General features: G+C 67.2%; 11 protein-coding genes. 1 reads left to right on the top strand and 10 read right to left on the bottom strand.

All coding sequences use genetic code 11. The features are described 5' to 3' along the window. The 6 genes from G3N62_RS30905 to argS form a co-directional block, all read right to left on the bottom strand. A partial coding sequence (locus G3N62_RS30905; protein WP_206141401.1) for an ATP-binding cassette domain-containing protein occupies nt 1-282 on the bottom strand: 282 nt, incomplete at its 3' end. A gap of 191 nt (nt 283-473) precedes the next feature. Then, entirely contained in the window at nt 474-2,069 is a 1,596-nt protein-coding gene (locus G3N62_RS30910) for an ABC transporter substrate-binding protein (protein WP_034189167.1), read from the bottom strand. Between the two features lie 320 nt (nt 2,070-2,389). Beyond that, nucleotides 2,390-3,163, bottom strand: a complete 774-nt coding sequence (locus G3N62_RS30915) for an SDR family oxidoreductase (RefSeq protein WP_049032404.1) — start codon at nt 3,161-3,163, stop codon at nt 2,390-2,392. 19 nt (nt 3,164-3,182) lie between these two features. Then, nucleotides 3,183-3,821, bottom strand: a complete 639-nt coding sequence (locus tag G3N62_RS30920; RefSeq protein WP_034189169.1) for a thiol:disulfide interchange protein DsbA/DsbL — start codon at nt 3,819-3,821, stop codon at nt 3,183-3,185. Nucleotides 3,822-3,891: 70 nt separating this feature from the next. After that, complete coding sequence (locus tag G3N62_RS30925) at nt 3,892-4,776, bottom strand: SPOR domain-containing protein (protein ID WP_059558836.1); 885 nt, start codon at nt 4,774-4,776, stop codon at nt 3,892-3,894. Between the two features lie 81 nt (nt 4,777-4,857). Next, a complete protein-coding gene (gene argS / locus G3N62_RS30930; protein WP_034189171.1) occupies nt 4,858-6,639 on the bottom strand; it encodes an arginine--tRNA ligase in 1,782 nt (593 codons plus the stop codon). A 200-nt stretch (nt 6,640-6,839) separates the two neighbouring features. Here argS and G3N62_RS30935 point away from each other — a divergent pair, with 200 nt between their 5' ends. Then, complete coding sequence (locus G3N62_RS30935) at nt 6,840-7,163, top strand: DUF1840 domain-containing protein (RefSeq protein WP_011353361.1); 324 nt, start codon at nt 6,840-6,842, stop codon at nt 7,161-7,163. Between the two features lie 111 nt (nt 7,164-7,274). Here the strand turns inward: G3N62_RS30935 and metH are convergent, their stop codons facing one another. The 4 genes from metH to G3N62_RS30955 all read right to left on the bottom strand — a co-directional run. Further along, nucleotides 7,275-9,992 (bottom strand): methionine synthase, encoded by a 2,718-nt coding sequence (gene metH, locus G3N62_RS30940; protein ID WP_175905334.1) that lies wholly within the window; start codon nt 9,990-9,992, stop codon nt 7,275-7,277. 39 nt (nt 9,993-10,031) lie between these two features. Further along, entirely contained in the window at nt 10,032-11,099 is a 1,068-nt protein-coding gene (locus G3N62_RS30945) for a homocysteine S-methyltransferase family protein (protein WP_124670237.1), read from the bottom strand. Between the two features lie 201 nt (nt 11,100-11,300). Continuing rightward, the gene (locus tag G3N62_RS30950; protein WP_006477667.1) at nt 11,301-11,558 is read right to left on the bottom strand and encodes a DUF3567 domain-containing protein; all 258 of its coding nucleotides are present in this window, start codon (nt 11,556-11,558) and stop codon (nt 11,301-11,303) included. Nucleotides 11,559-11,812: 254 nt separating this feature from the next. Beyond that, the coding region (locus G3N62_RS30955) for a DUF3108 domain-containing protein (protein ID WP_206141402.1) at nt 11,813-12,662 on the bottom strand (850 nt) is incomplete at its 5' end.

Here is a 12,662-nt window from a genome sequence, read left to right on the forward strand (position 1 = left end):
GACCTGCGCGACGGTTCGCGGGCCGGCGGCGGCGAGCGCGTCGTGCTGCTGCGCGACGTAGACGACGGGCGTGTGCCGCTCGATGGTCCCCGCGCTCGGCGCGCGGCGCCCCGCGATCAGTTGCGCGAGCAGGCTCTTGCCGACGCCGTTGCGGCCGACGATGCCGGTCGGCGTGCGATCGATGGTCAGGTCGAGCGAATCGAACAGCGTGACGCCGTCGTCGAAGCGGAAGGAAACGTGATGAAGCGCGACGAGCGCGCCGGCGGGCGTGGCTGCAGCCATGAGCACCTCCAAAAATGCGTGAAGACCTTCGCGCGCGGCGTGCGTGGCACGGGCGGCGAAAACATTTCGGGAAGGCTTAGTGGTTCACTTTGGCTGGCGTCCGGTAGGAGGAACAGGCGCGCAGTGTAGCAAGCGGCGCGCGCGGGTCGCAAGCGAGCGGCGCGGGGCCGTCGCTTGCGCGCCACGCGCGGTTACTGCACGGCCACCGTCGTGAAGTTCTGGCGTCCGAACGGACTCACGTGATAACCGCCCACGTTCGTGCGTGTGAGCGCGGCGGCCGTCGGGTAGCCGAGCGGGATCCACAGCGCCTGGTCGTGGATGATCTTCTGCGCCGATTCGTACAGCTTCGCGCGCTTCGCCTGATCGGCCGTCGACTTGCCGTCGGCGATCAGCTTGTCGAGCTGCGCGTCGCAGAAGCGCGCGAAGTTGATGCCCGACTTCACTGCATTGCAACTGAACAGCGGCGACAGGTAGTTGTCCGGATCGCCGTTGTCGCCGGCCCAGCCCATGAACAGCATGTCGTGCTGGCCGAGCTTCGCCTGCTTGATCAGCTCGCCCCACTCGATCACCTTCACGTCGGCCTTCACGCCGATCTTCGCGAGGTCGGCCTGCAGCAGTTCCGCGCCGACCTTCGGGTTCGGGTTCAGCACGCTGCCGGTCGGGCGCGTCCAGATCGTCGTCGAGAAGCCGTTCGGGAAGCCGGCCTGCGCGAGCAGCTGCTTCGCCTTCGCGGGATCGTACGGATACGGCGCGACATCCTTCGCATAGCTCCACGTGTTCGGCGGGTACGGGTTGTTCGCGGCCGTCGCGGTGTTGTCGAACACGACCTTCAGGTAGGTCGCACGGTCGAACGCGAGGTTCAGCGCCTCGCGCACCTTGTCGTTGTCGAGCGGCTTCTTCTGCGTGTTCAGCGCGACGAACGCGGTCATGAACGCGGGCGTCTGCACGACCTTCAGCGCGCTGTCGCCCTTCGCGGCGAGCACGTCCTGCGGCTTCGGCGACAGCGCGATCTGGCATTCGCCGGCCTTCACCTTCTGCAGCCGCACCGACGGGTCGGGCGTGATCGCATAGATCAGCCGGTCGACCTTCGGCTTCGTGCCCCAGTACGTCGGGTTCACGTCGTAGCGGATCAGCGCGTCCTTCGTATAGCTCTTCAGCACGAACGGGCCGGTGCCGACCGGCTTCGCGTTCAGGTCTGCCTGCTTGCCGGCCTTCAGCAACTGGTCCGCGTATTCGGCCGAATAAATCGACGCGAAGCCCATCGTCAGGATCGGCACGAACGTCGCGTTCGGCTCGTTCAGCACGAACTTCACGGTGCTGTCGTCGACTTTCGTGACCGACTTCACGAGCTTCACGAGGCCCATCGACTGCGCGTGCGGGAAGCCGCTCGCGCCGGCCACCTTGTGCCACGGGTTCGAATCGTCGAGCATCCGCGTGAACGTGAACACGACGTCGTCCGCGTTCAGCGCGCGGCCCGGCTTGAAATAGTCGGTGGTCTGGAACGCGACGTTCGGGCGCAGGTGGAACGTGTATGTGAGGCCGTCGGCGCTCGCTTCCCATTTGTCGGCGAGCGCGGGCACGACCTTCTTCGCGGCTTCGTCGTAGGACACGAGCGTGTTGAAGATCACGTCGGCCGATGCGTTGGTCGTGACGAGCGAGTTGTACTGCACGACGTCGAAGCCGTCCGGGCTCGATTCCGTGCAGACGGTGAGCGGCTTGGCGGCGGCGAGGCCGGGGGCGGCGAGGGCGGCGGCAACGGCGGCCGCCGCGAACAGCTTGACGTGCATAGGATCTCCCACGTGGCTTGTGTTTTTTGCTGGGTGACGGATGCGGGCGCGGCCCGGAAGCGGGCAGGGCCGGCGCGGCTGGCGAATAGCATACCGTCAAAGCGCGCGACGCGTGAAAAAAGGCGCCGGAACGCGGCGAATTGACCGAAAAACGGCTGCGTTCGCGACGGAACGGGTGTTGATGCGGCGCAGGCGCGGGGAGGGGGACGGGCGGACGGCGAAGCGGACGGGCGCGGCGAGGGCGCCTCGGAAGGTGACGCGGAACCGACGCGTCGACGATACGGCCCGGCGCACGTCGCGCGGGCCGCGCCGACGCATCGTCAGTGCGCGCCGGCCTTCGGCTTGCGCGGCGCCTTTTCGAACAGGCGGTCGTACAGCCAGCGCGGCAGCACGTGCAGCACCTTCGCGACGACGCCCATCTGCCACGGAATCACGCGGAACGCGTGCTGCCGCGCGATCGCGCGCGCCGCGCGTGCGGCGAAGCGGTCGGCGTCCATCAGGAACGGCATCCGGTACGGGTTGTGCGCGGTCATCGGCGTGCGGATGTAGCCGGGCGCGATCGTCACGACGCCGACGCCGGCCGGGCGCAATTCGACGCGCAGCGATTCGAGATACTTGATCGCGGCCGATTTCGACGCGCTGTACGCGCCAGAGCCCGGCAGGCCGCGCACGCCGGCGACACTCGCGACGCCGACCAGCGTGCCGTGGCGGGCGGCCGTCATCGGGCCGACGAACGGCTCGAACGTCGCGACCATCCCGTAGTAGTTGATGTCCATCACGTCGCGGAACGTCGCGAGGTCGCCCTGGCCCGTGACGGCGCCCTGGCTGATGCCCGCGTTCGCGATCACGACGTCGGGGCAGCCATGCGTCGCGATGAACGACGCGGCGGCCGTCGCGAGCGCGTCGGCGTCGCGCACGTCGGCGGAATAGACGGAGATGGACAGCTTGGGGAAGCGCCGCGCGAACGCATCGAGGGCATCGGTGCGCCGCGCGACGAGGGCGAGCGTGGCGCCCTGGCGGGCGTATTCCTCGGCCATCGCGAGGCCGAGGCCGCTCGACGCACCGGTGATGAAGACCTTCAGCGGAGTAGTCATGCCGGTGCGCGGACGGGGATCAGAGCTTCTTGTCCTGAACCTGCTTCACGAGGAAGTCGAGCACCTGGGCCGTGCCCGGGATGCTGTTCGTGTAGGCGGGGCCCGTCTTGTACTTGCCCTGGACGACGACCGTCGGCACGCCGTCGATCGCGTAGTCCTTCAGGAGCTTGGCCGACTGGTTCACCTCGCCCTGCACGCTGAACGAGTTGTACGCGTCCATGAACTGCTTCTTGTCGACGCCTTGCGTGGCCAGGAAGTCGGCCTGCGCCTGCGGCGTCAGCAGGTAGTTCTTCTGCTTGTGGATCGCGTTGAAGATCGCCGGCGTGACCTTCTCGGCGATGCCGAGCGCGGACACCGCGTAGAACAGTTTCGAGTGCGGAACGAAGTCGTCGCGGAACGCGACCGGCACGCGCTTGAAGTCGATGTTGTTGCCCTGTTTCTTCACCCAGGCCTCGATCGTCGGCTCGAATTCGTAGCAGTGCGGGCAGCCGTACCAGAAGAACTCGATCACCTCGACCTTGCCGGCCGGCGCGGACGCCGGCTGCGGCGACTTCATCACCTCGAAGTCCTTGCCGGCGACCGGCGCGGCGGGCGAAGCGTGGACGAGGCCGGCGGCCAGGCCCAGGGACAGAAGGAGCGTGCTAAGCAGTTTTTTCATGTTGTGAACGTCGAATCAGTTGCTCGGGTTACGGAACGTAACGGGTTCTGCGTGGGCTCGGCCGGTTGGCTTACTGCTTCGTGAAGCGGATCACAGCCGTGTCGACACCTGCGTCGGACAGGCGCTGACGGGCCGAGTTCATATCCTCGAACTTCGAGAACGGGCCGACGCGCACGCGGAAATAGGTCACGCCGCTGACGTCGCGCTTCGACACCTTCGACTCGAAGCCCTGGAAGCCGAGGCGCGCGCGCTGCTGCTCGGCGTCGCCTTCGGTCTTGTACGCGCCCACTTGCAGGAAGTAGCCGGTGTTCGCGTCGTTCGCGGTCGGCGGCTTCGCGGCCGCGGCGGCGGCAGCCGACGACGTCGGCTTCGGCGTGTTCGCGGCCAGCTGCTGTTGCTGCTTTTGCGCGGCGGCCTGCTGCGCCTGCTTCTGCGCGGCGAAGCGTGCGAGGTCGTCCTCGCCGCCTTGCTGCTGTTGCTGCGCCTGTTGCGTCTTCTTCGGCGGCGTGGTGTCGGCCGGCTTCGGTGCGACGGCGACGCCGTTGCCCGACGACGTATTGTTCGATGCCGCGGTGTTGTTCGAACCGCTGGTGCCGTTCGGGTTGCCCGACGGCGGCACCTCGACGATCTGCGGCTCGGGCAGCAGGCCGCCCTGGGTCTGGTTCGCGGCCTGGCCGGGCGCGGTGTTCGGCGGTGCGGGCTGCGCGGCCTGCGGCACCGGCTGGCCGGGCGTCTTGCCCTGCAGCGCGCGGTTCGGGTCGAACTGCTGCGGCTGGCTCGCGCCGTTGTCGGCCGGCGGCGGCGCGACCTTCGACACGAACGGAGACGGCGAACGCGTGATGTAGAGCGCCACCACCACGGCGATCGCCAGGCCGACGATCAGGCCCAGCACGATTCCAAGAAATGTCCCTCCGGCTTGTTTCGATTGCTTCGAAGTTCGGCGTGGTTGTGCCATTGCTTGAGTCACCTGCAAAAAGAATCGTGAAAAGGCCGCGGCAGGCGCTGCCGCGGCCATTCGCTGCCCGGATCGGGCTGCTTACATCTTGGCGGGCGCGGACACGCCGAGCACCGCCAGGCCGTTCTCGAGCACCTGCCGGGTCGCGGCGAGCAGCGCGGCGCGCGCATTGCGCGGCGCTTCGTCGTCGACCAGGACGCGCTCCGCATTGTAGAACGAGTGGAATTCGCCAGCGAGATCGCGCAGGTAGAACGCGACCGCGTGCGGCGCCAGCTCGTTCGCCGCGTGCGTGAGCATGTCCGGGTACTCGGCCAGCTTCTGCATCAGCGACGCCGCCTGCGCGCTCGTCAGCTGCGACAGGTCGGCGCCCGGCAGTTGCGCGACGTCGACGTTGTAGCGCGACTTCAGTTCGTTGAGCACCGAGCAGATCCGCGCATGCGCGTACTGGACGTAATAGACCGGGTTTTCGTCGTTCTGTTTCAGCGCGAGGTCGATGTCGAACACGAATTCGGTATCGGCCTTGCGCGAGATCAGGAAGAAGCGCACCGCGTCGCGGCCGCGCGTGATGGTGGCCTCGTCGATCAGGTCGGGGGCCGCTTCCTGGCCCGCCGCCGCGCCGCCCGACCATTCGATCAGGTCGCGCACCGTCACGTAGCTGCCCGCGCGCTTCGAGATCTTCACTTCCTGGCCGTCGCGCATCACGGTGACCATCTTGTGCAGCACGTAGTCGGGATAGCCCTTCGGAATCCCGATGTGCAGCCCCTGCAGGCCGGCGCGCACGCGCGCGATCGTGCCGTGGTGGTCCGAGCCCTGGATGTTGATCACCTTCGTGAAGCCGCGCTCCCACTTCGTCACGTGGTACGCGACGTCCGGCACGAAGTACGTGTACGTGCCGTCCGACTTGCGCATCACGCGATCCTTGTCGTCGCCTTCGTCGGTCGTGCGCAGCCACAGCGCGCCGTCCTGCTCGTAGGTCATGCCGGCCTTGATCAGCGCGTCGACCGTCTTCTCGACGCGGCCTTCGCTGTACAGCGACGACTCGAGGTAGTACTGGTCGAACTTCACGCCGAACGCCTGCAGGTCCATGTCCTGCTCGCGACGCAGGTACGTGACCGCGAACTTGCGGATCGCGTCGAGATCCTCGACGTCGCCCGTGCCCTTGACCGGTTCGCCGTCCGACGCGGCGACCGTCTCGCCGTTCAGGAAGTCGCGTGCGATGTCGGCGATGTATTCGCCGTTGTACGCGGCTTCCGGCCAGCCCGCGTCGCCCGGCTTCAGGCCGCGTGCGCGCGCCTGCGTCGAGATCGCGAGGTTGCCGATCTGCACGCCGGCGTCGTTGTAGTAGAACTCGCGGTGCACCGCGTAGCCCTGGCTCGCGATCACGTTCGCGAGCACGTCGCCGAGCGCGGCCTGGCGGCCGTGGCCGACGTGCAGCGGGCCGGTCGGGTTCGCCGACACGAATTCGAGCAACACTTGCTTGCCTTTTTCGCGATCCGACGTGCCGAACGCGCGGCCCTGGTCGAACACGGCGGCGATCACCGCCTGCTTCGCGGCGGCCGACAGGCGCAGGTTGATGAAGCCGGGGCCGGCGATCTCGGCGGCTTCGACGAGGCCTTGCGCGGCCGGCTGCGCGGTGAGCGCGGCGACGATCTGTTCGGCGAGCTGGCGCGGGTTCGTGCCGAGCGGCTTGGCGAGCTGCATCGCGACGTTGCACGCGACGTCGCCGTGCGCGGCGACCTTCGGACGCTCCAGCGTGATGGTCGGGGCGACGGACGCCGCATCGGCGCCTTTCAACGCGTGTGCGACCTGCTTGACGCTATCCGCGAGCAGGGCTTCGAGGGTCTGTTTGTGTGCTGGCAGCATGCTGGTAGAAGGCTTCGTTGGTGGCGGCCGGAAACGCCGGCCCGCCGGCGCGCTTTTTAAGCGCGCGTTTCAGGGATCGCAGAATTTTAACAGGTGCTAATATGCCGCTCAGGCGGTCCGCGTCCGCGAGGCCGGACGCCGGTCTGCCAGCGTTCCCCAACCGCGCCGCGCAGGCACAACAAGATGAAAAGGGAATTGTCATGATTACGTTCAAGAGCAAGGCGGCACAGGATCTCGACGTGCTGAAGGATTTCGCCGTGTACGTGCTGGGCCTCGTCGGCAAGCAGCTGGGCGAGCGCGGTGTGATTACGCACGACGAGCTGGACCACGCGATCGCCAAGCTGGAAGGCGCCGTTGCGCAGGCGAAGCAGGAACGCGCCGAGCATGCCGGCCATTTCCACGAGGACGAAGCCGACCACGCGCACCACGAAGTGCCGCCGAGCCTGGCACAGCGCGTCGCGCCGTTCCTCACGATGCTGCGCGAGGCGAAGGCCGGCGAGGCCGACGTGCACTGGGGCTTCTGAGCTTCGTTGCCCGGCAGGTCGAAAGACCGGCAACGCAAGAAAAAGCCCGCTCGAACGCGGGCTTTTTCTTTTGTCTGATCAAAAGGGCGGGTGGCCGCCCGTCCGCGTCGATCAGAGCTGCGGCGCGAGCGCGCGGCGCGCGTCGTCGAGCGACAGCGCCATGCGCCGCGCGTAATCCTCGAGCTGATCCTGCCCGATTTTGCCGACCGAGAAATAGCGGCTGTCCGGATGCGCGAGGTAGAAGCCCGATACGCTCGCGGCCGGCAGCATCGCCAGCGAGTCTGTCACGCTCATGCCGATCTCGTCCGCATGCAGCACGTCGAACATGTCGCGCTTCACGAGGTGATCGGGGCAGGCCGGATAGCCCGGCGCCGGGCGGATGCCCGCGTACTTTTCCGCGATCAGCGCGTCGTTGTCGAGCGTCTCGCCGCTCGCGTAGCCCCACAGCTCGCGGCGCACGCGCGCGTGCATCGCTTCGGCGAACGCTTCCGCGAAGCGGTCGGCGAGCGCCTTCAGCATGATCGCGCTGTAGTCGTCGTGGTCGGCTTCGAACTGCTTTTCCTTCACGTCGACGCCGAGGCCGGCCGTCACCGCGAACATCCCGATGTAGTCGGCCACGCCGGACGCCTTCGGCGCGATGAAGTCGGCGAGCGAGCGGTTCGGCCGCATCACGCCGTCGACCACCGGGCGCACGCTCTGCTGGCGCAGGTTGCGCCACGTGAGCAGCACTTCCGAGCGCGATTCGTCGCTGTAGATCTCGATGTCGTCGTCGTTGACGGTGTTCGCCGGCAGCAGCGCAATCACGCCGCTCGCGGTCAGCCAGCGACCCTGGATCAGGCGCGCGAGCATCGACTTCGCGTCGGAGAACACGCGCCGCGCCGATTCGCCGACGATCTCGTCGTTCAGGATCGCCGGGTACGGGCCCGCGAGGTCCCAGGTCTGGAAGAACGGGCCCCAGTCGATGTAGTTCGCGAGCTCGCCCAGGTCGTAGTTCCTGAACACGCGGCGGCCGATGAACTTCGGCTTCACCGGCGTATAGCCGGCCCAGTCGACCTGGGTCTTGTTCGCGCGCGCCTCGGCGAGCGTGACCATCGGCTGCGCCTTGCGGTTCGCGTGCTGGTCGCGGATGCGTTCGTAGTCGGATTTCAGCTCGTCGAGATACTTCGCCGCGCCTTCGTCGGACAGCAGGTTCGACGCGACCGACACCGAGCGCGATGCGTCCGGCACGTAGACGACCGGGCCTTCGTAGTGCGGCGCGATCTTCACGGCCGTGTGCACGCGCGACGTCGTCGCGCCGCCGATCAGCAGCGGGATCTTCTTCACGCGGAAGTAGTCGTCGCGCTGCATTTCGGACGCGACGTACGCCATTTCCTCGAGGCTCGGCGTGATGAGGCCCGACAGCCCGATGATGTCCGCGCCCTCGACCTTCGCCTTCGCGAGGATCTCGTTGCACGGGACCATCACGCCCATGTTGACCACTTCGAAGTTGTTGCACTGGAGCACGACCGACACGATGTTCTTGCCGATGTCGTGCACGTCGCCCTTCACGGTCGCGATGACGATCTTGCCCTTCGCGCGCACGTCGCCGCCCGCTTCCGCGAGCAGGCGCTTTTCTTCCTCGATGAACGGGATCAGGTGCGCGACGGCCTGCTTCATCACGCGCGCCGACTTCACGACCTGCGGCAGGAACATCTTGCCCTGGCCGAACAGGTCGCCGACGACGTTCATCCCGTCCATCAGCGGCCCTTCGATCACGTTGATCGGACGGCCGCCGGCCGCGGCGATCTTCGCGCGCGCTTCCTCGGTGTCCTCGACGATGAAGTTCGTGATGCCGTGCACGAGCGCGTGCGCGAGGCGCTTCTCGACCGGCTGGTTGCGCCACTCGAGGTTCTCTTCCTTCTTCGCGGCGCCGGTCTTGAACTTGTCGGCGATCTCGAGCAGGCGGTCGGTCGAATCCGCGCGGCGGTTCAGGATCACGTCCTCGACGCGCTCGCGCAGTTCCGCGTCGAGATCGGCGTACACGCCGAGCTGGCCCGCGTTCACGATGCCCATGTCCATCCCGGCCTGGATCGCGTGATACAGGAACACGGTGTGGATCGCCTCGCGCACCGGGTCGTTGCCGCGGAACGAGAACGACACGTTCGACACGCCGCCGCTCACCTTCGCGTACGGCAGGTTCTGCTTGATCCAGCGGGTCGCCTCGATGAAGTCGACCGCGTAGTTGTTGTGCTCCTCGATGCCCGTCGCGACCGCGAAGATGTTCGGGTCGAAGATGATGTCTTCCGGCGGGAAGCCGACTTCGTTCACGAGGAAGTCGTACGAGCGCTTGCAGATCTCGGTCTTGCGCTCGAACGTGTCGGCCTGGCCCGTTTCGTCGAACGCCATCACGACCGCGGCCGCGCCGTAGCGGCGGATCAGGTTCGCGTGGTGGCGGAACGCGTCCTCGCCTTCCTTCAGCGAGATCGAGTTCACGATCGCCTTGCCCTGCACGCACTTGAGGCCGGCCTCGATCACCTCCCACTTCGACGAGTCGATCATGATCGGCACGCGCGCGATGTCCGGCTCCGATGCGATCAGGTTCAGGAAGCGCACCATCGCCGCCTTCGAATCGAGCATCGCCTCGTCCATGTTGATGTCGATCACCTGCGCGCCGTTCTCGACCTGCTGGCGCGCGACGGCGAGCGCCTCGTCGAACTGGCCGTTGAGGATCATCCGGGCGAACGCCTTCGAGCCGGTGACGTTGGTGCGTTCGCCGACGTTGATGAAGAGCGTCCCGGGCGTGACGTTGAACGGCTCGAGGCCGGCAAGGCGCATCATGTGATCGGTCATGGCGGTGCGAATTCTGGTGATGAAGGACGTGGGGGGCGGTCAGGCGTTGTCGCTGTACTGGTTCGGCCAGCGGCGCGGCTTCACGTCGGCGAGCGCCTTCGCGATTTCGGCGATGTGTTCGGGCGTCGTGCCGCAGCAGCCGCCCGCGAGGTTCACGAGCCCGGCCTGCGCGAATTCCTTCAGCAGGCCCGACGTGACGTCCGGCGTTTCGTCGAAGCCCGTGTCGCTCATCGGGTTCGGCAGGCCCGCGTTCGGGTAGCACGACACGTAGGTGTCGCACAGCTTCGCGAGCTCGGCGATGTACGGGCGCATCAGCGCCGCGCCGAGCGCGCAGTTCAGGCCGAACGTGAGCGGCTTCGCATGGCGCAGCGAATTCCAGAACGCCTCGACCGTCTGGCCCGACAGGATCCGGCCCGACGCGTCGGTGACGGTGCCCGAGATCATGATCGGCAGGCGCTCGCCGGTATCCTCGAACAGCTCGTCGAGCGCGAACAGCGCGGCCTTCGCGTTCAGCGTGTCGAAGATCGTCTCGACGAGGAACAGGTCGACGCCGCCGTCGAGCAGCGCCTTCGCCTGCTGGTAGTACGACGTGCGCAGCTCGTCGAACGTGACGTTGCGCGCGCCCGGATCGTTGACGTCGGGCGAGATGCTGGCCGTCTTCGGCGTCGGCCCGATCGCGCCCGCGACGAAGCGCGGCTTGTCCGGCGTCGCGTATTTCGCGGCCGATTCGCGCGCGAGCTTCGCCGACTCGACGTTCATCTCGACGACGAGATCTTCCATCCCGTAGTCGGCCTGCGCGACGGTCGTCGCGCCGAACGTGTTGGTCTCGACGATGTCGGCGCCGGCCGCGAAGTACTGGTCGTGGATCTCGCGGATGATCTGCGGCTGCGTGAGCGACAGCAGCTCGTTGTTGCCCTTGATGTCGCGCGGGAAATCCTTGAAGCGCTCGCCGCGATACGCGGCTTCGTCGAGCTTGTAGCGCTGGATCATCGTGCCCATCGCGCCGTCGAGGATCAGGATGCGCGATTTCAGCAGCGCGGGCAGTGCGCCGCCGCGCGTGTAGGGCGCGTCGAGCGGGACGGAAGCGGCGAGAGGGGTCGCAGACATGGGCGGAAGACCGGCGAAGACGGAAAACCGCCATTGTAGCCGGTGCGCCTGAGCGCCGCCCGGCCTTGCGCCGCGCGGGCGGCCCGCCAAATGAAAACCCCCGCCGGCGAACCGGGCGGGGGCGTGATCGGAGTGCTCGCGGGGGCCGCGCGGCGTGCGCGGCGAATGGCCCGGCCGCACGAGGCGCCGGGCCGCGGGTCGTCAGTGCAGCACGACGGGCATCATCATCAGGCTGTCGAATTGTCCGAGGAATTCGTCGACCTCGTCGAGCGACGGCTCATCCTCGATCAATTGCTTCACGTGTGCGCGGAATCGTTCGGCAAGCTCGCCGTCGATGAAGATTTCGCGCTGCGCGTTCTTGTCGACGATTTCGTATCCGCCGGCATTCATCAGATGATGGCCGGCCTGCGGCGCGAATTCGACGACGCAGTAGTTGGGGCTGTTGTAGATCATTTGCATGGCGGCACTCCTCTTCGCAGTGGCATCTGGCCTTGTTGTCCCCTAGGTGGGGCGAGCCTTGCCGGTTTCAAGGGGCTTGCGCTGCACACCCCGTTCCCGTTTGCGTGGGGTGTATCGGTTAGAAGCCGATATCGATGAAACGTTTCCCATTGTCTGCCGGTGGACGGAAATAGTTGTTAAAGAGTGTCATCGGCCATTTCACGGGAATCTGTAATCGGTCGAAATTGCCGAATCGCGTGCGCTTACGCGCGGGTTCACTGTGTGACAGTCGAAGCAGCCGGCGGCGCAGCCGGTTGGGCGGGCGGTTGCACGGCGGCCGGCGGCACCGGTTGGGCCGGTTCCGCGGCCGGTGTGGGCGAGGCCCCCGGCGCCGGCGCGCCGGCGGGCGCGTTCGTTGCGCCGCCGGGCGGCGCGGCGTCGGTCGGCACGCTCGGCGCCGCGAGGCGGCCATGCCACACCAGCTCGATCTGTGCACCGTTCGGCTCGGTCTGCATGAGCCGCGCGGGCAGCCAGCCGAGCGACGGCGCGAGCCACATGTCGATGCGGCGCGTATCGCCGTCCCGGCGCGGCAGGCGCATGAAGTGCCGCGCGCCGATGATGCCGGCCTGCGTCTGCACCTGCTCGTCGCCGATCACGGCGATCGGCCAGGTCTCGCCGCTGTTGTTGTCGATCACGAAGAACTGCTGCGTGACGCCCGGCTTGTACGCGGACGGGTTGCCGCGCACGAGCCCCGACAACTGCATCAGCATGCTGAAACGGTCCTGCACGCCGTCGGGCAGCGGTGCGTTGTTCGGCGTGCGCGTGAACACGACCTGCCGGATCTCGCGGTTGAAGATCGCGATGTCTTCCGGCCGCTTGCCGCGCTTCTCGACGTAACGGTCGGGCGCGATGCCGAACGCGTCGATGCGGCCTTCGCTGCGATAGGTGAACGGGCCGACGAACGGCACGGGCATCGACACCGACAGGTCGTACGTGTGCCCGTCGGTGCGCCAGCGGATCGTGCCGATCATGTTCTGCATCCCGTTGTAGAACGTGTCGTATTGCAGGTCGCCGGACGGCGGCGCGGCGAACTTCATGCCGCTCGTCGCGGGGCCCGGCGTCCGG

The sequence above is a fragment of the Burkholderia sp. Tr-20355 genome, from assembly GCF_017104685.1.
In the GTDB taxonomy this organism is placed as follows: domain Bacteria; phylum Pseudomonadota; class Gammaproteobacteria; order Burkholderiales; family Burkholderiaceae; genus Burkholderia; species Burkholderia seminalis.